This is a genomic window from Streptomyces sp. NPDC007189, assembly GCF_040703635.1.
Classification (GTDB): domain Bacteria; phylum Actinomycetota; class Actinomycetes; order Streptomycetales; family Streptomycetaceae; genus Streptomyces.
This window is the reverse complement of record NZ_JBEYEY010000002.1, coordinates 592,112-615,986: the sequence shown is the minus strand read 5'-3', so window position 1 is coordinate 615,986 and position 23,875 is coordinate 592,112. Positions and strand designations below refer to the sequence as shown.

Annotated in this window: 23 protein-coding genes; 17 read left to right on the top strand and 6 right to left on the bottom strand. The window is 72.0% G+C overall.

What is annotated here, in order from left to right:
- The first annotated feature begins 163 nt into the window (after positions 1 to 163).
- Positions 164 to 337: a hypothetical protein gene (locus tag AB0950_RS05900; RefSeq protein WP_366777897.1), complete on the top strand. Its 174-nt coding sequence runs from the start codon at positions 164 to 166 to the stop codon at positions 335 to 337.
- Between the two features lie 3 nt (positions 338 to 340).
- Positions 341 to 925 carry a hypothetical protein gene (locus tag AB0950_RS05895; RefSeq protein ID WP_360143497.1) on the top strand — a complete coding sequence of 195 codons (585 nt, stop codon included), beginning with the start codon at positions 341 to 343 and terminating at the stop codon, positions 923 to 925.
- Between the two features lie 16 nt (positions 926 to 941).
- Here AB0950_RS05895 and AB0950_RS05890 read toward each other — a convergent pair whose 3' ends face one another.
- Positions 942 to 1,217 (bottom strand): hypothetical protein, encoded by a 276-nt coding sequence (locus AB0950_RS05890; protein ID WP_360143500.1) that lies wholly within the window; start codon positions 1,215 to 1,217, stop codon positions 942 to 944.
- Positions 1,218 to 1,353: 136 nt separating this feature from the next.
- Between AB0950_RS05890 and AB0950_RS05885 the strand changes: the two genes are divergently transcribed.
- Positions 1,354 to 2,100, top strand: a complete 747-nt coding sequence (locus AB0950_RS05885; protein ID WP_366777894.1) for an alpha/beta fold hydrolase — start codon at positions 1,354 to 1,356, stop codon at positions 2,098 to 2,100.
- 49 nt (positions 2,101 to 2,149) lie between these two features.
- Here AB0950_RS05885 and AB0950_RS05880 read toward each other — a convergent pair whose 3' ends face one another.
- Entirely contained in the window at positions 2,150 to 2,464 is a 315-nt protein-coding gene (locus tag AB0950_RS05880) for a hypothetical protein (RefSeq protein WP_360143505.1), read from the bottom strand.
- A gap of 219 nt (positions 2,465 to 2,683) precedes the next feature.
- Between AB0950_RS05880 and AB0950_RS05875 the strand changes: the two genes are divergently transcribed.
- Together AB0950_RS05875 and AB0950_RS05870 are read left to right on the top strand one after the other, a co-directional pair.
- The gene (locus AB0950_RS05875) at positions 2,684 to 3,052 is read left to right on the top strand and encodes an arsenate reductase family protein (RefSeq protein ID WP_366777893.1); all 369 of its coding nucleotides are present in this window, start codon (positions 2,684 to 2,686) and stop codon (positions 3,050 to 3,052) included.
- Positions 3,053 to 3,171: 119 nt separating this feature from the next.
- A complete protein-coding gene (locus AB0950_RS05870; protein ID WP_360571150.1) occupies positions 3,172 to 3,894 on the top strand; it encodes a hypothetical protein in 723 nt (240 codons plus the stop codon).
- A gap of 3 nt (positions 3,895 to 3,897) precedes the next feature.
- On the opposite strand, the gene AB0950_RS05865 is transcribed toward AB0950_RS05870, so the two are convergent.
- Positions 3,898 to 4,755 (bottom strand): alpha/beta hydrolase, encoded by an 858-nt coding sequence (locus tag AB0950_RS05865; protein WP_366777891.1) that lies wholly within the window; start codon positions 4,753 to 4,755, stop codon positions 3,898 to 3,900.
- Between the two features lie 69 nt (positions 4,756 to 4,824).
- On the opposite strand from AB0950_RS05865, the gene AB0950_RS05860 reads away from it, so the two are divergent.
- The 7 genes from AB0950_RS05860 (at position 4,825) to AB0950_RS05830 (ending at position 12,203) form a co-directional block, all read left to right on the top strand.
- Entirely contained in the window at positions 4,825 to 5,319 is a 495-nt protein-coding gene (locus AB0950_RS05860) for a MarR family transcriptional regulator (RefSeq protein ID WP_360143517.1), read from the top strand.
- 136 nt (positions 5,320 to 5,455) lie between these two features.
- A complete protein-coding gene (glnII, locus tag AB0950_RS05855; RefSeq protein WP_360143520.1) occupies positions 5,456 to 6,487 on the top strand; it encodes a glutamine synthetase in 1,032 nt (343 codons plus the stop codon).
- Between the two features lie 424 nt (positions 6,488 to 6,911).
- The gene (locus AB0950_RS05850; protein ID WP_360143523.1) at positions 6,912 to 7,478 is read left to right on the top strand and encodes a winged helix-turn-helix domain-containing protein; all 567 of its coding nucleotides are present in this window, start codon (positions 6,912 to 6,914) and stop codon (positions 7,476 to 7,478) included.
- Between the two features lie 68 nt (positions 7,479 to 7,546).
- Positions 7,547 to 8,596 carry an NAD-dependent epimerase/dehydratase family protein gene (locus tag AB0950_RS05845; RefSeq protein ID WP_366777890.1) on the top strand — a complete coding sequence of 350 codons (1,050 nt, stop codon included), beginning with the start codon at positions 7,547 to 7,549 and terminating at the stop codon, positions 8,594 to 8,596.
- A gap of 31 nt (positions 8,597 to 8,627) precedes the next feature.
- Entirely contained in the window at positions 8,628 to 9,887 is a 1,260-nt protein-coding gene (locus tag AB0950_RS05840) for a sensor domain-containing protein (RefSeq protein ID WP_366777889.1), read from the top strand.
- Entirely contained in the window at positions 9,872 to 10,525 is a 654-nt protein-coding gene (locus tag AB0950_RS05835) for a response regulator transcription factor (protein WP_360143532.1), read from the top strand. Before AB0950_RS05840 ends, AB0950_RS05835 begins: the two co-directional genes overlap by 16 nt.
- A gap of 136 nt (positions 10,526 to 10,661) precedes the next feature.
- Positions 10,662 to 12,203: a DUF1996 domain-containing protein gene (locus AB0950_RS05830; RefSeq protein ID WP_366777888.1), complete on the top strand. Its 1,542-nt coding sequence runs from the start codon at positions 10,662 to 10,664 to the stop codon at positions 12,201 to 12,203.
- 120 nt (positions 12,204 to 12,323) lie between these two features.
- Here the strand turns inward: AB0950_RS05830 and AB0950_RS05825 are convergent, their stop codons facing one another.
- The gene (locus tag AB0950_RS05825) at positions 12,324 to 12,725 is read right to left on the bottom strand and encodes a hypothetical protein (RefSeq protein WP_360143538.1); all 402 of its coding nucleotides are present in this window, start codon (positions 12,723 to 12,725) and stop codon (positions 12,324 to 12,326) included.
- 95 nt (positions 12,726 to 12,820) lie between these two features.
- On the opposite strand from AB0950_RS05825, the gene AB0950_RS05820 reads away from it, so the two are divergent.
- The 5 genes from AB0950_RS05820 (at position 12,821) to AB0950_RS05800 (ending at position 18,095) form a co-directional block, all read left to right on the top strand.
- On the top strand, positions 12,821 to 13,339 hold the full coding sequence (locus AB0950_RS05820) for a tetratricopeptide repeat protein (RefSeq protein WP_360571187.1): 519 nt from the start codon (positions 12,821 to 12,823) through the stop codon (positions 13,337 to 13,339).
- 71 nt (positions 13,340 to 13,410) lie between these two features.
- Complete coding sequence (locus AB0950_RS05815; protein WP_366777887.1) at positions 13,411 to 15,330, top strand: hypothetical protein; 1,920 nt, start codon at positions 13,411 to 13,413, stop codon at positions 15,328 to 15,330.
- A 100-nt stretch (positions 15,331 to 15,430) separates the two neighbouring features.
- The gene (locus AB0950_RS05810; RefSeq protein ID WP_360143547.1) at positions 15,431 to 16,309 is read left to right on the top strand and encodes a metal-dependent hydrolase; all 879 of its coding nucleotides are present in this window, start codon (positions 15,431 to 15,433) and stop codon (positions 16,307 to 16,309) included.
- On the top strand, positions 16,309 to 17,331 hold the full coding sequence (locus AB0950_RS05805; RefSeq protein WP_366777886.1) for a PDR/VanB family oxidoreductase: 1,023 nt from the start codon (positions 16,309 to 16,311) through the stop codon (positions 17,329 to 17,331). Before AB0950_RS05810 ends, AB0950_RS05805 begins: the two co-directional genes overlap by 1 nt.
- Positions 17,332 to 17,378: 47 nt before the next feature.
- Complete coding sequence (locus tag AB0950_RS05800) at positions 17,379 to 18,095, top strand: TetR/AcrR family transcriptional regulator (protein WP_360143553.1); 717 nt, start codon at positions 17,379 to 17,381, stop codon at positions 18,093 to 18,095.
- A 1-nt stretch (position 18,096) separates the two neighbouring features.
- On the opposite strand, the gene AB0950_RS05795 is transcribed toward AB0950_RS05800, so the two are convergent.
- On the bottom strand, positions 18,097 to 18,453 hold the full coding sequence (locus tag AB0950_RS05795) for an isomerase (RefSeq protein WP_360571134.1): 357 nt from the start codon (positions 18,451 to 18,453) through the stop codon (positions 18,097 to 18,099).
- Positions 18,454 to 18,487: 34 nt separating this feature from the next.
- Positions 18,488 to 23,860: a pullulanase-type alpha-1,6-glucosidase gene (gene pulA, locus AB0950_RS05790; protein WP_366777884.1), complete on the bottom strand. Its 5,373-nt coding sequence runs from the start codon at positions 23,858 to 23,860 to the stop codon at positions 18,488 to 18,490.
- Between the last annotated feature and the right edge of the window lie 15 nt (positions 23,861 to 23,875).

Sequence of the window (23,875 nt, the reverse complement as noted above, 5' to 3'; positions counted from 1 at the left end):
GCACATCGCACCGGAAAAGGTGGGCTAAGCGGATGGCGCGCGGCACATCGCACCGGGAAAGGCGGCCGACCGGACGACACCCGAACACATCGGCACCGGGGAAGGCAGGGCTGACCGCGCGGCACCCGAGCACATCCGCGCCGGGGAAGCCGGAGCCGACCCGATGACACCCGAACACATCCGCACCGGCGAAGCCGGGGATGACCAGATGACACCCGAGCGCATCCGCACCGTCGAATCCGGAGCAGACCGGGCGGCACCCGAGCACATCCCCACCGGAGAAGCCGGGGCTGACCAGATGAGACCCGAGCGCATCGCACCGGGAAAGGCGGGCTGAGAGTTGGGGCTGCTGGACATCCTGCTGGGCCGTACGAAACCGGTCGCGCCCGATCTCGACCAGCTCTTCGCGCTGCCCTCGGCGGCCGTGACCCTCGAGGCCGCGGCCGGTTTCCGGCCGACCGGGACCGGCGCGGTGTGCTTCGCCACCGTGGAGGGCGCGGCCTTCGAGCAGACCCACCGGGAGGTGCAGGCGCTGCTGGACGCGGACACCGAGCGCTCCGGCCCGCCGGTGGAGCTGCGCCGGGACGACTACGGCTACTCCTGGCTGGTGTCCGAGCGCAGCCCGGAGCAGCTGCCGGAGCTGGTCAACGACCTGCACGCGGTGAACAGCGCGATGGAGGTCAACGGCTTCGGCCCGCAGCTGCTGTGCTCGCTGGCCGCCTTCACGGACGACGGCGGCCGCAGACTGGCGCTCGTCTACCTGTACAAGCGGGGCACCTTCTACCCCTTCGCGCCCCTGCCCGGCGCCGCCGAGCGGCGGGACAACCCGCTGGAGCTCCAGATGAAGGCGACCCTCGCGAACGATCTGCGTATCGAGCAGGACCTGGGCCGCTGGTTCCCGGTGTGGGGCGCCCCCGGTCTGTGACCGGGGACGCCGTGGCTCACCTGCTCTTCTCCCGCGCCTGCCGGCGGGCCTCGAAGGGCCGCTCGCGGCGGTAGCGGCGCTCCCACTTCGCCTGCCGGTCCCGGCGGTCGCGGTAGGCGCGGTAGCTGTCCGGCAGGGGCGGGCTGCCCGGGCCGGGCGGTGGCGTGCCCGGGGAGCCGCGTCCGTGCGTCGTGTACAGGTACAGCAGCGCGACGGCGGCGAGCCACCACAGATGGTTTCCGATGCCGAGGATCACCAGGACGACGGTCCCGGACGCGACGATGCCACGCATGACGGACCTCCGTTGGGGTGAGTGTGGCGAGCGTGGAATGTGTCGGCTTAGTGCCGTTTGTTCAGCGTAGGGATCCCGCCACGGCGCCCGCATCCGGTTTTCCGCCCGGCGGGACCCGCCGTGAGTGAATGACCCCATGAGCGAACTCGCGTACTTCACCCACGACTTCGACGGCGAACGGCTCAGCGGCGTGCACACCGGCGCACCCGGCCGGGCCACCGCGGTGCTGCTGCACGGCGCGGGCAACGGCAGCAAGGAGCGCCTCCTGCCGCTGCTCGGCGAGTTCGCCGGGCAGGGCTGCCGCGCCCTGGCGTTCGACTTCTCGGGGCACGGCGAGAGCACGGGAACACTCGCCGAACTGAGCCTGCGCCGCCGGTTCGAGCAGGCGGTGGCGGTGCTCGACGCGCACGTCCCGCCGGACGATCCGCTGGTGCTGGTCGGCTTCAGCATGAGCGGGCAGACGGTCGCCGATCTCGTACGGCACCACGGCGCACGGGTGGCGGCCGTCGGCCTGTGCTCCCCCGCCGTCTACTCCCCCGAGGCCTGGGAGGTGCCGTTCGAAGACGGCCAGGGCCGGTTCACCCGGATCATCCGCTCCCCGGACAGCTGGCGGACCTCCTCCGCGCTGGAGACGTACCGGGCGTACGCGGGCCGGGCGGTGCTGGCGGTGCCCGGCACCGATGCGGTGATCCCGCCGGCGGTGACCGCGGCCGTACAGGACGCGCTCTCGACGCGGGCCGAGTACACCCGCTTCGAACTCCCCGGGGCCGAGCACCGGTTGGGGCTGTGGTTCCGGGACCACGCGGAGGACCGGCGGGAGTTCGTGAGCCGTCTGCTGGCCCCGTCGGCCGAGCGGGAGCCGCTGCGGGCCGTGCCGGCGTGAGAGCGCCGGGTGCCCCGCGACGGCGCGGGGCACCCGGTGCCGGTCGGCCTCAGCGGCTGTAGCGCATGAACGCCCGGACCATGCGGCAGGTGGTGTCGGACGGGGGCCGCATGCCGATGTCCTCGGCCGTGCTGCGGATGGTGGCGTCGTGGGCCTGGGACGGGAGATAGACGCCGGAGTCGAGCAGGGCTATGGCGAGGCGCATGGCCTTCAGGCGGCGGTTGTGCGCCACGTACCACTCGCGCGGCCGCCCGGCCGGCAGCGGCCGCTTGATCACGGGCTCGTACGGCGAGTCGAACAGAACGGGGTGCTGGGCGGTGGACTGGGTCCGGGACGGCTTCGACTGCAGGGCGGCAGCGGGCACAGGCATCCTCCTGTCGCGGTCAGGGCCCCGCCGGACAGTCCGGCGACGCCCTCGAACACTGCTTCCAGTCTACTGCCGGGCACTGACAATCACAGGATCGCGCGATCGGGTAAACACCCAGGTGGCGAAGGCAATTGGAGGCGTGCGACAGGGGTGCGGGGAGGGGCTGCCGGGGCGTCGGAAAATCGAACAGATCCGGTGGCGAGTACCGTGTGCGGCATGGAAATCTGGATCAACCCGGCCTGCTCCAAGTGCCGCAGCGCCATCAGCCTGCTCGACGCCGAGGGCGCGGAGTACACCGTCCGCCGCTATCTCGAGGACGTGCCGAGCGAGGACGAGATCAGGGCCGTGCTCGACCGGCTGAACCTGGAGCCGTGGGACATCACCCGCACCCAGGAGGCCGAGGCCAAGGGGCTGGGGCTCAAGAAGTGGGCGCGCGACGCCGCCACGCGGGACCGGTGGATCACCGCGCTCGCCGAGCACCCGAAGCTCATCCAGCGGCCGATCATCACCGCCGACGACGGTACGGCCCTGGTGGCCCGCTCCGAGGACGCGGTGCGCGAGGCCCTGTCCCGCGACAAGAGCTGAGTGGTGCTCAACTCGGTTGTGACACAGCCCACTTCATCGACTCCCACAACCGCTGAGTAACCTCGTTCGGTATCTCGTACATAGCGGCGTACGCTCCCCTACCTCTCCAGGAGGCGCGCATGTCGCGTAGGCGCACCCTCAGTACGAAGAAGAAGATCGCGCTGCTCGTCAGTGCCGCGGCGGTGGCGGGCGGCGGGGCGTTCGCGCTGGCCGCCACGTCCAACGCGGCCCAGCCGGCGAAGAACGCGAAGACCCTGTCCGCCGCGGACTCCTCGACCGTCTGCCAGGGGCTCGCCACCGCGCTCGGCAACAACCAGCGGTTCATCGCCGGTCAGCAGGCCAACCCGGACGCCCAGTCGGCGGCCCGGATCGCCAACCGGCAGGCGGTCATCCAGCAGATCGAGGCGCAGCAGAAGGCGGCCGGGTGCACGGTTGGGGAGTCGGCTCAGGACTCCCAGGCCGGGCAGCAGGGCGCCGGGCAGCAAGGGTCCGGTCAGCAGGGCGCGGGGCAGCAAGGTGCCGGTCAGCAGAGCGCCGCGCCCTCGCAGTCCGCCGCCGCGGGGGACAACGGCGGCGGCGGTGCCGCCGCCTCCGGGCAGCAGGTGTGCCAGGGCTCCACCGTCACGCTCTCCGGCGAGGCCGGCGCCCCGGCCGCCTCCAGCAACCAGTTCCCGGCCGGTACGACCCTGAAGGTCACCAACCTGGACAACAACAAGTCCACGACGGTGAAGGTCACCTCCGTCTCCGGCAGTTGCGTGCTGCTCAACAACGCGGCCTTCGAACAGGTCAGGGAACCCGGCAAGTTCCTCATCCGGCACGCCCGGATCGAGAAGGTGGGGTGAGGCTCAGGGACCGGACAGGAAGGCGGTGAGGCGGCGGGCCAGGGCCGCCGGCGCGGCGTGCGGCAGCGCGTGGTGCGAGACGTCCGGTAGCACGGCGGTCTCCACGCGCGGCAGCAGCGCCTGGGCCCGGGCCGCCACCTCGCGGGGGTCGTGGGTCCTGCTGTGCGCGGCCACGAGCAGCAGGATCCGCGCGTCCAGGGTCCGCAGCGCGTCCGGCGCCGGGCGCGGGCCGGTCACCGGCTTCACGGCCGGGAAGCCGGCGGCAGCCTCCTGGAGTGCGAGCCACTGAGGGTCCAGGGGTGCTCCCGAGGTCTCCCACTCCAGGAAGGCGCGGACCCGGCGGGGCGCGGGCCGCAGCAGCATCGGCAGGGCACGCAGCAGATACGCCGCCTTGAACCCGGCGAAGCACTGGGTCGGGTCCAGGAGGAACAGGCGGCGTGTCCGGGCGGGGGCGCGCAGGGCGTAGTGGAGGGCGATCCAGCCGCCGTACGAGTGGCCGCCGAGGTCGGCCGAGGCGGCGCCCACGCCGTCCAGGACCGCGTCCAGCCAGCGCGTCAGGTCGGCGACCGTACGGGGGTGGCGGTCGCCGGCCGGGACGCTCAGGCCCGGGGCGCCGATCACGTCGACCGCGTGCACCCGGCGTACCCGGGCCAGTTCCGCGACCTGGGCGTACCAGGAGACGGAGGTGGCTGCGCCGCCGCCCGGGAGCAGGAGCAGCGGGGGCGCGTCGCGGGGGCCGCAGGTGTTGACGCGGGTGTCGCCGAAGGGCGTGGCGACGGTCAGCGCCTCCCGTTCGGCGGGCCACTTCGCCAGCACCGTGTCGTATGCGACCCGGAAGGCCCCGCTGTCGTATCCGGCCATGGCACCGCCCCCTATTATCTCGTTCAGCGAGACATTCGCTCAGCGAGATAATAGCTTCGGAGGCCCCGCGTGCAGCCCGAGACTCAGACCGTCCACCTCCTGCGTGCCGTCGCCGTCGAACTCGGCCTGCACAGCGCCCGGTTCGCGCAGGCGAACGGCATGCACCCCACGGACGTACGGGCCCTGATCGCGCTCATGGACGCGCGGCGGGCCGGTGAGGAGCTGACCGCGGGGCGGCTCGGGGCCGTGCTCGGGCTCAACTCCGCGGGAACGACCGCCCTGCTCGACCGGCTGGAGCGGGCCGGTCACGTACGGCGGGTACGCGGGACGGGCGACCGGCGCAAGGTCGTCGTAGCGGTGACGGAGCACGCCATGGACCTCGGTCAGGCCTCCTTCGGGCCGCTGATCGAGCACTGCGTGCGGCTGCTGCGCGGCTACGACGACCACCAGCGGGCCGCGATCCGGGACTTCCTCGACGGGGTGCGCCGGGCCGCGGCAGAGGGCGCCCATACCCCGCCCGCCGGCGCCTCACAAGGTGAGCCGGGACACAGAACGCCCAGGTAACACGGGGTTCACACACGAGCAATGGACGGGAAACCGCCTGTTGACAGGCTGCCCGGCAGATCGACGCGGCGCCCCGGTGCCGCAGCGCCGCGGCACCCGCACCGAGTGCAGCCCGACCACCCCGAGGATGGCCCCCGTGACCTTCAAGGCTGAGTACATCTGGATCGACGGCACCGCCCCGACGGCGAAGCTCCGTTCCAAGACGAAGATCATCACGGGTGCCCCGGCCGGTCTCGACGCGCTGCCGGTCTGGGGCTTCGACGGCTCCTCCACCAACCAGGCCGAGGGCCACTCCTCGGACTGCGTGCTCAAGCCGGTCTTCACCTGCCCCGACCCGATCCGCGGCGGCGACGACATCCTGGTGCTGTGCGAGGTCCTGGACACCGACCTCACCCCGCACCCGTCCAACACGCGGGCCGCGCTGGCCGAGGTCGCCGAGCGGTTCGCCGCGCAGGAGCCCATCTTCGGCATCGAGCAGGAGTACACGTTCTTCGACGGCTCCCGCCCGCTGGGCTTCCCCGAGGGCGGCTTCCCGGCCCCGCAGGGCGGCTACTACTGCGGTGTCGGCGCCGACGAGATCTTCGGCCGCGAGATCGTCGAGGCCCACCTGGACAACTGCCTGAAGGCCGGTCTCGGCATCTCCGGCATCAACGCCGAGGTCATGCCGGGCCAGTGGGAGTTCCAGGTCGGCCCGCTCGCCCCGCTGGAGGTCTCCGACCAGCTGTGGGTGGCCCGCTGGCTGCTGTACCGCACCGCCGAGGACTTCGGCGTCTCCGCGACCCTGGACCCCAAGCCGGTCAAGGGCGACTGGAACGGCGCGGGCGCGCACACCAACTTCTCCACCAAGGCCATGCGCGAGGGCTACGACGCGATCATCACCGCGTGCGAGTCGCTCGGCGAGGGCTCCAAGCCGCTGGACCACGTCAAGAACTACGGCGCCGGCATCGACGAGCGCCTGACCGGCCTGCACGAGACCGCCCCGTGGGACAAGTACTCCTACGGCGTCTCCGACCGCGGCGCCTCCGTGCGCATCCCGTGGCAGGTCGAGAAGGACGGCAAGGGCTACATCGAGGACCGCCGCCCGAACGCCAACGTCGACCCGTACGTGGTGACCCGCCTGCTGGTGGACACCTGCTGCACCGCGCTGGAGAAGGCCGGCCAGGTCTGATCCGTCCCGCTTCCGCGAGGGGCGCCCGCCGTCACGGCGTGCGCCCCTCGCGCACGTGTACGGCTCCGCCGTCCCCTGTCCGGGCCCCCACGGGGCCGGGCACCGGCGGGAGTTCGTCCGGATAGCGAGACGACATCTCGCACAGGGGTCCTGTCCGGGGGCCGGGTCTGCTTCAATGGGCGCATGGCCAGCTTCCAGAAGACCACCGCGACGGGTCGCCATGACCTCGAGCCCTTCTGGCCTTCCCGTCAGCACCACGACTTCGACCGGGTGTGTTGCCGCGCGGTGAACGCGCGGGCCCTCTAAAGCCGTAACCCCCGGCCTTCGGCCAGCGCGAACGACGTACGTCCTCCGGCGCGCCCGACCACGAATCGCGGCCGTCGCTCCCACCGACGAACCTCTCGCGCGAAAGAGCTGACCTCTCATGGCGACCACTCGTTCCCTCTCCTCCGCCTCCACCCTCACCGCCCCCGCCCGGCACCGGCTGCGCGCCGTCGACCGGGACGAGGTGGTCGACGTCGCGGACCTGCTGCCGCCGGGCGCCACCTGGCTGCCCGCGCCGCAGCACACCCTGCCGACCCTGCCCGGACAGCCGCCGATGGTCGGCTACCTGGTGCTGGTCCCGGCCGACCAGCGGCCCCCGTTCCTGCCGGTCGCGGTGCCGGACCAGGCGGAGCAGGAGCCCGCGACGGGCCCCGAGCCGCTGGTGCGGATCGACCCCGTGCGCCGCACCGCCAGCGTCGACGGCCGTGAACTCGACCTGACCTACCTGGAGTTCGAGCTGCTGGCACACCTGGTGGCGCATCCGCACCGGGTGCACACCCGCGACCAGCTGGTCACCACGGTGTGGGGGTACGGCCATGTCGGCGACGGCCGTACCGTCGACGTGCACGTCGCCCGGCTGCGCCGCAAGCTGGGCGCCGAGCACCGCCAGACGATCCAGACGGTGCGCCGGGTCGGCTACAAGTACACCCCGCCGACCGGCCGCTGACCGGCCTGCGCTCTGCCCTCGGCAGAGTCCCGTACCGCCGCGCGCCCGCAGCGGGCAGGATTCCCGGCATGAGACTACTGGTGCTGGGCGGTACGGAATTCGTGGGGCGGGCCGTCGTCGAGGCCGCGCTGGGGCGGGGCTGGGAGGTGACCGTCTTCCACCGGGGCCGGCACCAACCCCCGCCCGGGGTGCGGTCGTTGCACGGCGACCGCACCGCCCCGGACGGCCTCGCCGCACTGGCCGCCGACACGGGCTCCTGGGACGCCGTGATCGACACCTGGTCGGCCGAGCCGCGTGCCGTGCTCGCCGCGGCACGGCTGCTGCGGGGCCGTGCCGGGCGGTACGCGTACGTCTCCAGCCGGTCGGTGTACGCCTGGCCCTGGCCCTCGCTGGACGGGCCCGACGACGCCGGGGCGCTGGTCGAGGGCGCCGCCGACGCCGGGCCGACCGACTACGCCCGCGACAAGCGGGGCGGCGAACTGGCCGCCGTCGAGGCGTTCGGCGCGGCGGACTCGCTGCTGGTGCGGGCCGGGCTGATCCTCGGCCCGTACGAGAACGTGGGCCGGCTGCCCTGGTGGCTGACCCGGATCGCCCGCGGCGGCCCGGTGCCGGCCCCCGGACCGCGCGAGCTGCCGGTGCAGTTCATCGACGCCCGCGACCTGGCCGGCTGGCTCCTCGGAGCGGTGGAACAGGGGCTCAGCGGGCCCTACGACCTGATCGGCCCGCCGGGCCACAGCACCATGGGCGAGCTGCTCGACCTGTGCGTCCGGGTCACCGGCTCCGGCGCCGAGCTGCGCTGGTTCGCTCCGGAGGCGATCCTGGCCGCCGGGATCGAACCGTGGACCGACCTGCCGGTGTGGGTGCCGCCGGACAGCGAGCTGTACGCGTGCGTGCACCGCACCGACGTGTCCCGGGCGCTGGCCACCGGCCTGGTGTGCCGGCCGCCCCGGGAGACCGTCGCGGACACCTGGCGCTGGCTCACTCAGCTCGGCGGCACGGCGCCGATGCGGCCGGACCGCACCATCAAGGGTGTCGATCCGGAGGTGGAGGCGAAGCTGCTGGCCGCGGCCGGCGGTGTACCTGGCACCACCCCCCAGGAGGGGACCTCGGACCAGTGACCCCCGCCCCGGGGTCCGCGAGACTTTCCGCATGAGCAGCGAAGACAAGAGAGGCCGCGCCCGTGAGGTCCTGCTGGCCGCCGTGCGCGGGCTGGTGCTGGCAGTGACGGTGCTGCCCTTCGGCATCGTGTTCCTGGTCCTGGTCCCGCTGAGCCTCGCCTTCATCCCGCTCGGCGTCGGACTGGTGACGACTCCGGCCGTGCTGACCGGCGTGCGCGCACTGGCGGACGTGCGCCGCAGGCTGGCGGGCGAGTGGTGCGGGGTGCGGATCCGGGCGGCGTACCGGCCGGTCCCCCGCGGCGCCAACCCGTGGACCCGCACCTTCACGATGCTGGGCGACCCCCAGACCTGGCGGGACGTGCGCTGGCTGCCGGTGGACGTCACGGCGGGTTTCGTCACCGCGCTGCTTCCGGCCGTGCTGCTGTTCTACCCCGTCGAGGGGCTGATGCTGCCCTTCGGGCTGTGGCTGCCGTACACGCAGGGCGGCACCTACTGGTACGCGTTCGTCCCGGTCGACGGCGAGCTGAGCGCCATCGGCGCGGGTGTCCTCGCCCTGGTCCTCCTCGGCGTCGCCCTGCGCTACACCCCGGCCCTGCTGACCGGGCACTTCCGGCTCACCCGGGCGGTGCTCGACAACGCCCAGGGCGAACTCGCCGAACGCGTCCGGGTGCTGACGGAGACCCGGCGGGACGCCGTGGACACCTCCGCCGCCGAGCTGCGCCGCATCGAGCGGGACCTGCACGACGGGGCGCAGGCCCGGCTGGTCGCCATGGGCATGGACCTCGGCACCATCGAGATGCTGGTGGAGCGGGACCCGGCGCAGGCCAGACGGCTGCTCGCGCAGGCCCGCCGGAACTCCGCCGAGGCCCTGGAGGAGCTGCGCGACCTGGTGCGCGGCATCCATCCGCCGGTCCTCGCCGAACGCGGACTCGGCGACGCCGTACGGGCGCTGGCGCTGCGGCTGCCGCTGCCGACCGAGGTGGGCGTGGACCTGCCGGGCCGGGCGGAGGCGCCGGTGGAGTCGGCGGCCTACTTCGCGGTCAGCGAGCTGCTCACCAACGCGGCCAAGCACTCCGGCGCCGACCGGATCTGGATCGACGTGCACCACACCGACGGCCGGCTGCGGATCACGGTCACCGACAACGGCAGGGGCGGTGCGACGGTCGGCGCCGGCTCGGGACTCGCCGGGGTGGAGCGGCGGCTCGGTACATTCGACGGCGTCCTGGCCGTCAGCAGCCCCGCCGGCGGCCCCACCCTGGTGACCGTGGAGATCCCGTGCGCGTTGTCCTAGCCGAAGACCTGTTCCTGCTGCGCGACGGGCTGGTCCGGATGCTGGAGGCCTTCGGCTTCGAGATCGCGGCCGCCGTCGAGTCCGGCCCCGAACTCACCCGCGCGCTGGCCGAGCTGGAGCCGGACGTGGCGGTGGTCGACGTACGGCTGCCGCCCACGCACACCGACGAGGGCCTGCAGTGCGCGCTCAAGGCCCGGCGGGAGCGGCCGGGGCTGCCGGTGCTGGTGCTCTCCCAGCACGTGGAGCAGCTGTACGCGCGCGAACTGCTCGCGGACGGAGCCGGCGGGATCGGGTATCTGCTCAAGGACCGGGTGTTCGACGCCGAGCAGTTCGTCGACGCCGTACGACGGGTGGCGGCGGGCGGTACGGCGATGGACCCGCAGGTGATCCAGCAGTTGCTGTCCCGGCGCGCCGGCGACGACCGGCCGCTCGCGGGCCTGACCCCGCGCGAGCTGGAGGTGCTGGAGCTGATGGCGCAGGGCCGGTCGAACGCGGGCATCGCGGCCCAGCTGGTGGTGACGGAACGGGCCATCGCCAAGCACACCTCCAACATCTTCGCCAAGCTCGGCCTGGAGGTGTCGGACGACGACAACCGGCGCGTGCTGGCGGTCATCGCCTATCTGGACCGGGACCGCTGACCTGCCAACTCCCGTGTTTCCGTGAGGAATTTGTGAGACCGGTGAACACCTCTGAGGCGGCGTCCGTATGGAAGGGCGCCGCTTCACTCCTGTCGGGCGCCTCGATGCTGCCCCGCAAGGAAGTCAGAGGAGTTCCATGGGACGCAACACACGAAAACGCCGTACGCCGCTGGCCACCAAGGCCATAGCCGCATCGGCGGCCCTAGCGCTCGGTGGGGGCGGGCTGATCTGGGCGAACTTCTACGCCTCGGCGCACGAGTCGCACCACCAGACGTGGGGAGGCAACCAGACGAAGGCCGCGACGGCGCAGGTCGCGACGGTCTCCTGCCCGGACGTCCAGCAGAAGCTGACGAACGTGCCGAACGCGGCCCGCCGGGGCGTGGCGATGGAGCTGTCGAACCTCGACAGGCAGATCACCGAGGCCTACAACCGGCTCGCCTCCACCCGCGCCGCGCAGGCGAAGGACCCGAGCTTCGTGCAGAACGCGATCGTCGGGCCCCTGAAGGAGAAGCGGGCGGCGACGATCGACCGGATCCGGATCGACATCCAGCGCGCCGGCGGTTCCTTCGACAACGCGCTCAAGCAGCTCGCCGCCTGTACGACGCAGACCGCCGACCAGACCACCGCTGGGGGGAACAGCGGTGGCCAGCAGCAGAACAACGGCGGTCAGCAGCAAGGCGGCCAGCAGCAAGGCGGTCAGCAGCAAGGCGGTCAGCAGGGCGGTCAGCAGCAGGGCAACAACGGCGGGCAGGGCGGTGACGGCCCGTCCGCAGCGGACTTCGTGGATATCACCAAGGTCGCGCCGAACGTCCTGGCCAAGCCGAACAAGACCCCCAACGCCTCGACGGGCTCGTTCACCACGCGCTGCGGCGTGAACGCCAACCAGAACCACAACAGCGACAACGTCATCGTCGCGCCCGGTGTGACCAACGGCGCCCACCACGTCCACGACTACGTGGGCAACCAGAAGGTCAACGCCTTCTCCAGCAACCAGACGTTCCTGCAGGGCGGCACCAGCTGCCAGAACCGCAACGACCTGTCGGCGTACTACTGGCCGGTCATCCGCGAGCAGGACGGCACCCAGGAGAAGGACGCGAACGCGGACGGCGGCGGCAAGGACCTCAACGTCGGCAAGATCCTGGTCGCCCAGCAGGCCCAGATCAAGTACGTGGGCAGCCCGGCGAGCAAGGTCGTCGCGATGCCGCAGTTCCTGCGCATCATCACCGGCGACGCGAAGGCCTTCACCAACGGCACGGCCAACGCCAACGCCCACTGGAGCTGCACCGGTTTCGAGAACAAGGTCCAGCTGACGGACAAGTACCCGATCTGCCCGTCGGGCAGCAAGGTGGTACGCACGTTCGCCTTCCAGAGCTGCTGGGACGGCCAGAACGTCGACAGCGCCAACCACCGTACGCACGTGGCGTTCGCCGACCCCGCGAGCGGTGTCTGCCCGAACGGCTTCAAGGCGATCCCGCAGCTGACGATGCGGTTGGTGTACGACGTGCCGCAGCCGGTGGTCCAGGCGGACGGCACGGTGAAGAACGCCTACGCGGTCGACGGCTTCCCGGAGCAGCTGCACAAGGCGATCACCGACCACGACGACTTCATCAGCGTCACGACCGGCGGCCTGGCCAACCGGATCGCCGACTGCATCAACCGCGGTCAGAACTGCGCATGATGCGCTGACCCTGGCCCGCTGCCCGGGGCCGAGCGCCCCGGGCCGAGAACAAGGCCGGTGACGGACCCCCTCCCGTCACCGGCCTTTCTCGTGCCCTCCTCGTGCCCCAGCCGTCGTGCCTCAGCCGTGGTGCCCGGAATGGGCGGAGTGGTCGATGCCGATCTCCACGTCCCCGCCGAGGGTGCCGCGCAGCGCCTTGACCACTCCGTCGTCGCCGACGGCGACCCACTTGCGGCCGACGAGGTAGTAACCGCCATAGTCCTTCGCGTCGTTGATCCACTCCCGCTGCCCGCGGTCGGTGGCGAAGGTGGCGAGGACGAACTTCCCGTCGGAGTTGGTGCAGAGGGCCTGGCGGATCGTGTCGGCGTCCGTCTGCATGTTCGGCGTGCACTTCACCTCGGCGGCCAGGCTCTCCAGACTGCCGGTCGCGGTGGGCGGCACCGCCTTGGTCCCGCCGCCCGCGCCGCAGCCCGCCAGCGCCAGTACGGCCACGGCGGCCGGCAGCAGTCGTGTCACCCTCATCTGTTCCTCCGGTCCTGTGGGCCAAGCATGCCTCAGCTCCTTCGGATACGGCTGCCGGCCGCCGAGCGCTCAAATCCGGTGACGCAGTGGCACGGGTGTGCGAAGGTGGCGCGGTGAACAAGGACTGGGAAGACCGCGTGGCCGCCGCCTGGGCCACCTTCGACGACTATCCGGAAGAGCGTGCGCACGAGTTCCGCGCGATGATCGACGCGCTGGTCGCCGAGCTGCCGGAGGGCAGCCCCCTGGGCCTGTTCGAGCAGGCCTGCGCCTGGGACTCCACCGGCCACTCGGACAAGGCGGTGCCGCTGTACCGGGAGGCGCTGGCACGCGGGCTCAGCGGCTACAAGGGGCGGCGGGCCAAGATCCAGCTGTCCAGCTCGCTCAGGAACATCGGCGAGGCGGAGGAGGGCGTCAAGCTGCTCACCCCCGAACTCGACGCGCCGTCGGACGAGTTGGACGACGCGGTCCGGGCCACGCTCGCCCTGTGCCTGTCCAGCCTCGGCCGCGACCGGGAGGGCCTGTCCCTCGTCCTCGGCGCCCTGGCCCCCCATCTGCCGCGCTACCAGCGGTCGATGGCCAACTACGCCCGCGCGCTGGTCGGCCCCCAGGACTGACAGCGGCGGCCGCCGCGGCCGCGTCACTCGTCCGGCGGTGACCTACGCCCGGTTCGCTCGTTCTGCAGGACGTGCAGTCACAGGATGTAGCCCAGCGTCACGCACCCGCCTCCGGGAACACCGGACCGTTCGACCTCGAGCAGGCCGAGGCCGCGCTCGTCGAGCACTATCCACGACTGGTCCGGATCGCCTACCTGGTGCTGCCGCCGGGCCTGGGCCGCAGCCGCCGGGTGCTGACCGCACACGCCCTCGTCCAGCGCGCCCTGCCCAGCGGCCGCAAGCGGCAGCCCGCGATCCCGGCGCAGACCTCGGGCCGCCAGGGCGGCGACCCCGGGTACGCCTTCCTGCGCGAGCGGGTGCTGCGTACGGCCCTGGAGGCGGCCCGGCCCCGCAAGGGCCTGCCCCGGCTGTCCCAGCTGCCGCCGCTGCTGCCCCAGGTGTGGGGCCTGCGGCTCTTCCCGCGCTCCGGCGGCGCCGACGAACTCGCCCTGGACCAGCGGCTGTCCGCCCTGTCCGGCCCGGCCCGCGCCGCCTGTGTGCTGCGCGGTCTGGAGAAGCTGTCCGACACCGAGATCCGGCGGCTGCTCAAGGCCGCCGGGGTGGACGACCCGGGCGGCGCGCTGGCCGCGGCGAACGGCGTGCCCCTGCGGCCCGCGCTGCTCACCTCCACCGAGTTCGACCCCTGTCTGCTGCAGGCGCGGCCCACCGATCTGATGCGCCGCCGCCAGCACACCAAGGCCGCCCTCGCCGCCGCGGCCGCACTCGCGGTGTGCGGGGCGCTGGTCGGCCTGCCCTCCGGCGGCTGGGGCCCGGACGGCGCCGCCGCGCCCGCCTACGCCGAGAACCCGTCCGCCCGGGCCGCCCTCGACCCGGCCCGGCTGGTCCGGGTCTCCCCCGCCGACTGGAGGTCGGCCGCGCGCGCCGACTTCTCGGTGTGGCCCGCGCGCGGCCCGCTCACCGGGGACACCGCCCTGCTGCGCCGCGCCCTCGCGGTGTGGGCCCGGCCCGGCGGGACGGTCCGCGTCTCGGCGACCCCCGGCACCCAGACCGGCGGCCCGGCCGGCCCGCCCCAGCTGCTGTACGCCGGCCGGGTCGACAACGCCCGCGTGGTGATCCTCTACGACGGTCTGCGCATCGCCCGGTACGCCGAGCCGGTCGACGGCACCGCGGGCGCGGCCCTCGACTTCGCCCGGGCCGACGGCGCGACCGGCGCCGAGGCGAGCGCGCTGGTGCTGAACCGCTCCGACGGCAACGTCCGGTATCTGACCGCCCCCTGGGTGCGCAAGGCGGCCTCGCGGGACCTGACGAAGCCGGACGCGGCCGCGACCCCGCTGCAGATCACCGACGGCATCACCGCACCGCTGGCCAGCCCCGCGCTGCGGCCCGGCGACTGCACCTCCTGGACCGTGCTCCAGCTGACCGACGCCTCCGGCACCGAACTCACCACCGACCTCGGCGAGTTGGTGCCGGCCCACCTCACCGCAGGGCGGCCCGGCGCGGCCGGCGAGGCGTCCGGCCCGGCCGGGCTGAGGACCTGGGCGCCGTTCGCCTGCTCGCTCCAGGCGGAGCGCGCCGCCGGGGTGCGCAGCGTCAACGCCTGGGCCTTCGCCGACCAGCCGCTCCCCGACGGCAGCGGGGCGGCCGGCTGGGTGTGCACCAGGGCGGAGACCTGGCGCGGCGACGGCACGGGCGCGCTGGCCCAGTTCCGTACACCGGGCGGGACGGTCGGCGCGGTGGTCGCCAAGGGCACGGACGGGCGGTCCTGCGGTCCGCGTGATCCCCATGTGCTCGCCGGGGTGCTGTGGAAGTCGGCGGCGGGGCACTGGTATCTGCTGGCGGCGGGCGACAAGGACACGGCGGCCGTCCGGGCCGGCGGCGGGGTGACCGCGGCCGGGCAGGGGCAGTTCCTGGTGGCCAGGGCCGAGCAGGGGGCCCGGGCCACGCTGACGGGCACGCTGACGGACGGGACGCAGATCAAGGGGCTGCGGTAGGAAGTCGAGGCACTGCGGTAGGAAGCCCTTACTGACACCGGCGTAAACAAGAACTGCCGCAAGGGTTCTCAGACCTCTTACTCGTCAGTACATTGACGCCATGTCTAATACGCAGGCCCGGGTGCCGCTCAAGGCACGCAAGGTGTCCTTCTCCTGGGACGGCACGCCGCTGCACTGGGTGCCGGGGGATCCGTTCACCTCGCACACCATCAACGTGCTGCACCTGCTGCTGCCCGCCGGTGAGCGGTGGTTCGTGCACGTGTACAAGCAGGTGCTGCCGTACATCCGTGACGAGCGGCTCCGCGAGGACGTCATCGGGTTCATCGGCCAGGAGGCGATGCACTCCCAGGCCCATGACGAGGTGCTGCCGCACCTGCGTGAGCAGGGGCTCGACCCGACGCCGTACACCGCGCAGATCGACTGGTTCTTCGAGAAGCTGCTCGGCGACCGCACGCTGCCGCCGGGCAGGCCGCGCCGCTGGTGGCTGATGGAGCGGGTCGCGCTCATCGCGGCCATCGAGCACTACACCGCGTTCCTCGGTGACTGGGTGCTGGGCGCCGACGAGCTGGACCGGCGCGGCGCCGACCCGACCATGCTGGACCTGCTGCGCTGGCACGGCGCCGAGGAGGTCGAGCACCGCTCGGTCGCCTTCGACCTGTTCCTGCACGTCGACGGCAGCTACCGACGGCGCGTGCGGACCTGGGCCACGGCCTTCACGGCACTGGTGTTCCTGTGGCAGCGCGGAACGCGGTTCTTCATGGAGAACGACCCGACCCTCATCGACGGCAGGGCCGCCTTCAAGGACTTCCACGTCCGCGGCCGGCAGGGGCTGCTGCCCTCGACCGGCGCCCTGCTCAGGTCGGTCCCCCGCTATCTGAGCCGCGACTACCACCCCTCGCAGGAGGGCGACACCGCGCAGGCGGTCGCCTACCTCGCCGCCTCCCCCGCGGCCACGGCGGCGGAGAGAAGGGCCGGCTGATGCCGAAGCTGCGCACTGTCGTGCTCGTCGCCGGCGCCGCCCTGCTGACCCGGCAGGCCCTGCGCCGCCGTATCCGCGTCTCCCCGCTGTGGCCAATGCCGGCGCTGGAGGAGCCCGTCTCGGGCCGGCCGCGCTCGCGAGCCCTGCGGCTGCTGGTGGCCTCGCACGAGACGGTGGCCGAAGGGGTCGTCCAACTCCGTCTCGAGGGCCACGCCTTGCCGCGCTGGGAGCCCGGAGCCCATGTCGACCTGGTGCTGCCGTCGGGGCTCGTACGGCAGTACTCGCTGTGCGGCGACCCGGAGGACACCTCCTCCTACACGGTCGCCATCCGGCTGGCCGAGGCCGGGCGGGGCGGCTCGCGCGAGGTGCACGAGCAGATCACGGAGGGCATGGAACTGGAGGTGCGGGGCCCGCGGAACCGTTTTCCGCTGACCGAGGCGGAGTCGTACGTCTTCGTCGCGGGCGGGATCGGCATCACCCCGCTGCTGCCGATGCTGCGGGCGCTGCCGGAGCACGCCGAGTGGCGGTTGCTGTACGCGGGGCGGGACCGGGCCTCGATGCCGTTCCTGGAGGAGGTCGAGAAGCTGGGCGGCGGCCGGGTGACCGTCGTGGAGGGGCGGCCCGACCTCGGCGTGCTGGAGGCGGGCGAGGGCGCCGCCGTGTACTGCTGCGGTCCCGAGGGTCTCATGGCGGCGGTCGCGGATCGCTTCCCGGAGGTCCGCCTCGAACGGTTCGCGCCGCGTGCGCCGTCCGGCGGCGACGGGGAGTTCGAGGTCGAACTACGGCGCAGCGGACGGACGTTGACCGTACCGGCCGACACCTCCGTGCTGGCCGCCGTGCGCCGGGAGCTGCCCGGGGTGGCCTACTCCTGCGAGCAGGGCTTCTGCGGGACCTGCCAGCAGCGGGTGCTGGACGGGGAGATCGACCACCGGGACGAGCTGCTAACGGACGAGGAACGGGGCGACTCGATGCTGATCTGCGTCTCGCGGGCCCGCGGTGATCGTCTGGTGCTCGATATGTGAACACCTGCGCCCGATCGGATCGGTCATCCGATCGGTAAGGTGTGCCCATGAGTACCGGGGTTCGCCGCAGGATGGGCGTCGAGGAGCGGCGGCAGCAGCTGATCGGCGTCGCCCTCGACCTGTTCAGCCAGCGCTCGCCCGACGAGGTCTCCATCGACGAGATAGCCTCGGCGGCCGGCATCTCGCGCCCGCTGGTCTACCACTACTTCCCCGGCAAACTCAGCCTGTACGAGGCCGCGTTGAAGCGGGCGGCGGAGGATCTCGCCGGCCGCTTCGACGAGCCGCACGAGGGCCCGCTCGGCGCGCGGCTGCTGCGGGTGATGGGCCGCTTCTTCGACTTCGTGGACGAACACGGGCCGGGTTTCTCGGCGTTGATGCGCGGCGGTCCGGCGGTGCCCGCGGACGGAGTGGGCTCAAGAGAACACGCGTCGGCCACCAACGCGCTCATCGACTCCGTACGGCAGGCCGCCTACCTGCAGATCCTGTCGCACCTGGGCGTCACGGACGCGTCCCCGCGGCTGGAGCTGGTCGTCCGCTCCTGGATCTCCCTCGCCGAGTCCACGGCGCTGATCTGGCTGGACGGCCGGCGCATTCCGCGCGCCGAGCTGGAGGTCCAGCTGGTGCACGACTTCGCCGCGCTGGCCGCGGTCAGCGCCGCCTACGACGAGGACATGGCGACCCTGCTGAAGAAGATGGTCCAGGACGAGCCGGCCGACGGCCCCTTCGCGGAACTCGCCGGCCGGCTGCTGTCCCTCGCGCCCTGAGCTACCGGTCGAACTTCCGGTAGGACGCGTCGAGGTCGCGGACCTCGGCGGAGGCGTGCAGGGCGACACCGTCCTCCGGTGCCAGGTGCTTGCGGAGCAGGTCGAGCACGGCCTCGGTCAGCCGTGCCTTGGTCTCCTCGTCGCGTCCGGCGAGGAGACCGATGGTCACGTGCACGACATGGTGGCTCTCGTCCGTCAGCCCCTCGTACCCGTACCCGGTGTTGGCCTCGCGGAACAGCGTCTTGCAGGCCTCGGGCCGGGCCGCCGCGATGTCGACGACCGCGTTGTGCAGGTCCCGTACGAACGCCTCCGAGTGGATCTCGGCGTTGTACGAGTAGTCCACGGTGATCTGCGGCATGGGCACTCCTGTCTCTGTGAACGACGCCCCGACCCTACGCGCCCGCCCGCTCGAACACCGCCACGGTCCGCGCCGGGACGCTGAACGTGCCCGTGCCGGCCGTGTAGGACGAACTCTTCACCACCGGGTCGGCGCCCTTCGCCTGCACCGGGTGCAGCCGGTAGGCGGCGCCGGCCAGGCCGGCGATCCTCTGCTCCTGCCGCTCGGGTGTGGCGTTGAGGACGACGACCAGGTCACCGAGCTTCATGGTGATGACACCCGGGGTCTCGTCCTTCCCCGACAGCGGGAAGGACAGCGCGTCCTGCACCTGCGCGGCCGTGCCCAGGGAGAACGCCTTCTCCGTCGTACGGATCCGCAGCAGGTCCTGGTACGCGGCGGAGGCGCCGGTGATCTGCGGGCAGCCCACCTTCACGCCGGTGAGCAGCGGCCGGGCGTAGTCCCACTTGGACTGGTTGTCGGCCGCCATGGGCAGCCCGCGCCCGAAGCCGTTGCCGTCGGCGCAGTTCCAGTGGATGGCGTTGAACCAGTCGCCGCTGTCGAAGGAGTTGCGGTCCAGCGACTTGGAGCGGAGCAGGTCGGTGCCCGCCTGGGACAGGGCCGGCCCCTGCGACAGGGCGGCCGTGGCCATGGCCAGGACCTGCATGCGGGCCCGGTCGGACGCGGAGGTGTCCTTGGGGAGCTTGTAGGTCAGGGCGTCGAAGAGGGACTCGTTGTCGTGCGCGTCCACATAGGCGAGGGCGTCGCCGGGCGCGTCCGCGTAGCCGGCGGGCGAGCCGTTGTAGTCGATCTCCGCTCCGGTTACCGCCTTTCCGTCGCTGTCCGTGAAGTGGTACTTCGCGAGGTTTCCGGTCAGGCCGACCTTGATCAGGTCCTGGTAGTGCAGCAGGCGGGCCTTCTGCTCCTCCTTCGTCCCGTTGGCGGTGGAGGAGTTGGGGTCGGTGTACAGCCCGGACGCGAAGCCCTGGACGCCGGGGTCGGAGTCGAAGGGGCTGCCGCCGCGCACGGCGTCACGGGCGCGGTCGGAGAAGGTGGCGATGCCGGTGCCGGCCATGTTGGCCTGGGTGGCCTGCACGAACCGGGCGTCGTTGGCGACCTCGCCGAAGTTCCAGCCCTCGCCGTACAGGATGATCTTCTTGCCGTCGACGCCGTCCTTCTCCGGGGTCAGCGCGTCGAGGGCCTTCCTGACCGCGAGGATGTTGGCCTTCGGGTGGTGGCCCATGAGGTCGAAGCGGAACCCGTCGACCTTGTACTCCTTGGCCCAGGTGACGATCGAGTCCACGACCAGCTTGCCCATCATCGCGTTCTCCGGCGCGGTGTTGGAGCAGCAGGTGCTGTCGGCCACGCTGCCGTCGGCGAGCAGCCGCTGGTAGTAGCCGGGCACGATCCTGTCGAGCACGCTGGCGTCCGCCTGGCCGCTGGCCGCCGTGTGGTTGTAGACGACGTCCATGACGACCCTGAGGCCGTCCCCGTTCAGCGCCTGCACCATCTTGCGGAACTGGACCGTGCGGGCGGTGCCGTCCGGGTCGGTGGCGTAGGAGCCCTCGGGGACCGTGAAGTGGTACGGGTCGTAGCCCCAGTTGTAGGCGTCCTTCGCGGCGGTCTTCGCCACGCACGCCTGCTGCTGGTCGGAGTCGGCCGGGTAGGACGCCAGGTCGCAGCCGGGACTCGCCTGGTCGGCCTTCTTCTCGGGGACAGTGGCGAAGTCGAACGCGGGCAGCAGGTGGACGTACGACGTCCCGGACTTCGCCAGCGCGCGCAGGTGCTTGGAGCCGTCGCTGCTCTTGTCGGTGAAGGCTAGGTAGGTGCCCTGGTCCTGGGCCGGGACGGTCTTGTCGGCGACCGAGAAGTCCCGGATGTGCAGCTCCTGGATCTGGGCGTCCTTGAGCGGTACGGCCTTGGGCTTGTGCAGGGCCGACCAGCCGCTCGGGGCGAGCGCCTTGTCGTTCAGGTCCACGACGAGGCTGCGCCCGGAGTTCGCGGTGAGGGCGACCGAGTAGGGGTCGGTGACCTTGTTGACGACCATCTTGCGGACGCTGGGCGCCCACACCTTCACCACGTACCGGTAGGGCTTGCCCTTCCAGGACGACGGGCCGGTGACGGACCACACGCCGGTGGTGTCGTCGCGGTGCATGGCCTTGAGGGAGCCGTCCAGCTCCAGCGAGACGCTCTGCGCGGTCGGCGCCCAGACGGAGAGGGTGGGCTTTCCGTCGCGGAAGACCGGGCCGAGGTGCGCCTTGGTCGCGGCCGGGTACAGGTCGTCCAGCGCCCCCGCGATCTGCACGCCGGTCGCGGCGAGCACGGCGCCGTTGGCGGCGCGCTGGGAGGCGACCAGCTGGCCCCTCAGCGCCGCGCGCACCCGGCCGCGGTCCCGCGGGTCGACGGACCAGGCGGCGTAGTCCTTCAGGTGCGGGAACTTCGCCTTCTGGGCGTCGGTCAGGGTGGTCTTCTCCAGCCGGATCCAGTGCTCGTCGTCGCTGGTCAGCGTGGCGTCCTTGACGGCGATCGAGCCGCTCGGGGAGTACAGCAGCTGGGTGGAGGCGGCGCCGTCGGCGCCGTTCCAGGCGACGGTGTCCCGGTCGATCCAGACCGCCTTGGAGGTGGTCAGGTCGAGGGCGGCGGCGCTGCCCGCCGGTTGCGGCAGCAGGTACTTCTCCTGGCCGTTCAACAGCCACACCTCGTAGCCGTTGGCCTTGAGGTCCAGTGACTGGTCGGCGGGCAGGTCCTTGTCGTCGCCCTTGTGGATGATGTAGCTGAGACTGGTGGCACCCTCGGCGAGCGGCACCTCGAAGACAGCGCCATAGGCATCAGTCTTCACCGGCTTCAGCGGGTTCGACCAGTCGGTGGGGTGCGCGGCGCCCGTCCAGACGTGCAGGCCCCAGCCGTCGTAGTTCCCGTCGGCGCGGTGGTAGTGGATGACGGCCTTGGTCGTGTCCTGCGCCGGATAGCCGGGCTTCCGGGTCAGGACGTCGGTCTTCCCCTGCTCGACCCAGACCTCACCCGTCTTGGTGACGTCGATGCTCCGGTCGGCGGAGACGTCCTTGTTCCCGTTCTTGTCGATGACCAGGAAGCCGACGTTCGAGGCGCCGGGCTTGAGCTTGACGTAGGCGAAGGCGCCCCAGGCGTCCCGGCCGGTGAAGGGGTGGCTGGCCGGCCAGTTCGTGGCCTCGCCGTCGGCGATGTCGCCCCAGGCGTACAGGCCCCAGTTGTCGTAGTCGCCGTCGGTGCGCTGGTAGTGGACGATCGCGTAGTCGCGGGACGAGGCGGTGGGGACCTCGGGTGCGGGCGGGGTGCCGGAGGTGCTGCTCGCCAGGGCGCTCGCGGTGTGCCCGGCGGAGTCGGTCACCACGGCCTTGTAGCGCAGCGCGGTCCCGGCGGGCACGCCCTTGCCGAGGGTCTGGGTGACCTTGTACGGGGCGTGGTCCGCGGAGCCGAGCACCCGCCACTTGGCGTTGCCGACCTGGGCGGCGAAGACGACCCGGTTCAGCCGGCCGCCGTCGACATCGGCGGTGACGTCCACCGTGCCGGTGGCTCCGGCGGCCGGGGCGGTGAGGGTGATCGCGGGCAGCGTGGCGGGGTCGGCGAGGGCGCCGGCGGCCTTGTAGACGACGGCGGACCCGGCCGGGACGGTGACGCCGACCTTGCGGTCGCCGTCGGAGGTCACGGTGCCGGTCGCGCCGTAGACGCCCTTGTACGGCATTCCGGCCGAGCCGGTCGCGAAGGTCGCCGTCTTCGCCTCGTCCGCGTTGTTCAGGGCGACGACGTACTCCTGGCCGGTCCTCGCGTCCGTGCGGGTGAAGGCGTAGATCCCGGCGCCGTCGGCCGCGTAGCGCTCGGTCTGGACGCCGTCGGTGAGGGCGGGGTTGGCCTTGCGGAGCTTGGAGAGCGCGGCGATCTGCCGGTACAGCGGGGCGCTCGTGTCGTAGGAGTCGCTGGCGTGGGTGCGGTCGGTGCCGATCTCGTCGTCCTTGAGATAGTCGGGCACCTGGGAGGCGAACATGGTCTGGCGGGCGTCCTTGTCGCCGCCGGCGCCGGTGAAGCCCTGCTCGTCGCCGTAGTAGACGACCGGGTTGCCGCGGCTGAGGAACATCAGCTCGTTGGCGAGCTCGTCCTTCTTCAGGATCTCGGCGTCGGAGGCCTTCGGGTTGTCCTGCTTCAGGAAGTACCCGATGCGGCCCATGTCGTGGTTGCCGAGGAAGGTGACCTGCTCGTACGCGTTGGCCTTGTCGGTCGTGTACTTGTAGTCGTCACCGAAGACGCTCGCCAGCTTCCGCGCGCTCGCGCCCTGGGAGGCGTAGGCGCGGGCCGCGTCCTGGAACGGGAAGTCGAGGGTGGCGTCGAGGCGGCCCTGGGTGACGTACGGGGACGTGACGTTCGTGTCCGCGGAGTAGGTCTCGCCGAACAGGAAGAAGTTCTTCCGGCCGTGCGCCGCCGCGTACCGGTCGAGCGCGGTCGCCCACTGCGTCCAGAACTCCATGTCGACGTTCTTGACGGTGTCGATCCGGAAGCCGTCGACGGCGAAGTCCTTCACCCACCGCTCGTAGATCTTCTCCATGCCGTGCACGACCTCGGGACGCTCGGTCCACAGGTCGTCCAGGCCGGAGAAGTCGCCGTAGGTGGCGGACTCGCCGGCGAAGGTCGAGTCACCCCGGTTGTGGTACATCGTCGGGTCGTTGAGCCAGGCCGGGACCTTGGACCGGCTGGTGACGGTCGGCGTGTACGGGAACGAGGCGCGGGAGACCGCCGGGAACTGCTTGCTGCCGTCCGCGTAGTCGGCGTCGTCGAAGGGCCTGCCGTCCTTGGTGAGATACGGGAACGCGCCCTTGGAGCGGTACTCGGAGGACTTCTCCTGGTTGTCCACGACGTCGGCGGTGTGGTTGGTGATGACGTCGAAGAAGACCTTCATGCCCTTGGCGTGCGCCTTGGAGACGAGGTTCTTCAGGTCCTGGTTGGTGCCGAAGTGCGGGTCGACCTGGGTGAAGTCGGTGATCCAGTAGCCGTGGTAGCCGGCGGAGGCGTTGGCGCCGGTGCCCTGCACGGGCCGGTTCTTGAAGATCGGGGCCATCCAGATGGCGGTGGTGCCCAGGCCCTTGATGTAGTCGAGCTTCTTGGTCAGGCCCTTGAGGTCGCCGCCCTGGTAGAAGCCCTTGTCGGTGGGGTCGTAGCCGGTGCTGAGCCGGGAGCCGGTCAGCCCGCCCTTGTCGTTGGAGGCGTCGCCGTTGGCGAAACGGTCCGGCATGACGAAGTAGAACTGCTCGCGGGTGTCGTCGTGCCGGGCCGGCTGGGCGGCGAGGGAGGCGTCCGAGGGGGGCGCGGGCGGACTGGCGGCGTGGGCCGCCAGTGGCTGGATCAGTGCGGCGGCGAGGGCTGCGGCGGTGACGGCCGCGGCCCGTTTCGCTCTCGGTATCACAGGCGGTAACTCCTA

What these genes read in the sequence shown, in the direction of transcription:
- AB0950_RS05900 (WP_366777897.1), top strand. Translation starts at nt 164, where the DNA reads ATGACACCCGAACACATCCGCACCGGCGAAGCCGGGGATGACCAGATG.
- AB0950_RS05890 (WP_360143500.1), bottom strand. Translation starts at nt 1,217, where the DNA reads ATGCGTGGCATCGTCGCGTCCGGGACCGTCGTCCTGGTGATCCTCGGC.
- AB0950_RS05885 (WP_366777894.1), top strand. Translation starts at nt 1,354, where the DNA reads ATGAGCGAACTCGCGTACTTCACCCACGACTTCGACGGCGAACGGCTC.
- AB0950_RS05875 (WP_366777893.1), top strand. Translation starts at nt 2,684, where the DNA reads ATGGAAATCTGGATCAACCCGGCCTGCTCCAAGTGCCGCAGCGCCATC.
- AB0950_RS05870 (WP_360571150.1), top strand. Translation starts at nt 3,172, where the DNA reads ATGTCGCGTAGGCGCACCCTCAGTACGAAGAAGAAGATCGCGCTGCTC.
- AB0950_RS05865 (WP_366777891.1), bottom strand. Translation starts at nt 4,755, where the DNA reads ATGGCCGGATACGACAGCGGGGCCTTCCGGGTCGCATACGACACGGTG.
- AB0950_RS05850 (WP_360143523.1), top strand. Translation starts at nt 6,912, where the DNA reads ATGGCGACCACTCGTTCCCTCTCCTCCGCCTCCACCCTCACCGCCCCC.
- AB0950_RS05845 (WP_366777890.1), top strand. Translation starts at nt 7,547, where the DNA reads ATGAGACTACTGGTGCTGGGCGGTACGGAATTCGTGGGGCGGGCCGTC.
- AB0950_RS05840 (WP_366777889.1), top strand. Translation starts at nt 8,628, where the DNA reads ATGAGCAGCGAAGACAAGAGAGGCCGCGCCCGTGAGGTCCTGCTGGCC.
- AB0950_RS05830 (WP_366777888.1), top strand. Translation starts at nt 10,662, where the DNA reads ATGGGACGCAACACACGAAAACGCCGTACGCCGCTGGCCACCAAGGCC.
- AB0950_RS05825 (WP_360143538.1), bottom strand. Translation starts at nt 12,725, where the DNA reads ATGAGGGTGACACGACTGCTGCCGGCCGCCGTGGCCGTACTGGCGCTG.
- AB0950_RS05810 (WP_360143547.1), top strand. Translation starts at nt 15,431, where the DNA reads ATGTCTAATACGCAGGCCCGGGTGCCGCTCAAGGCACGCAAGGTGTCC.
- AB0950_RS05805 (WP_366777886.1), top strand. Translation starts at nt 16,309, where the DNA reads ATGCCGAAGCTGCGCACTGTCGTGCTCGTCGCCGGCGCCGCCCTGCTG.
- AB0950_RS05800 (WP_360143553.1), top strand. Translation starts at nt 17,379, where the DNA reads ATGAGTACCGGGGTTCGCCGCAGGATGGGCGTCGAGGAGCGGCGGCAG.
- AB0950_RS05795 (WP_360571134.1), bottom strand. Translation starts at nt 18,453, where the DNA reads ATGCCGCAGATCACCGTGGACTACTCGTACAACGCCGAGATCCACTCG.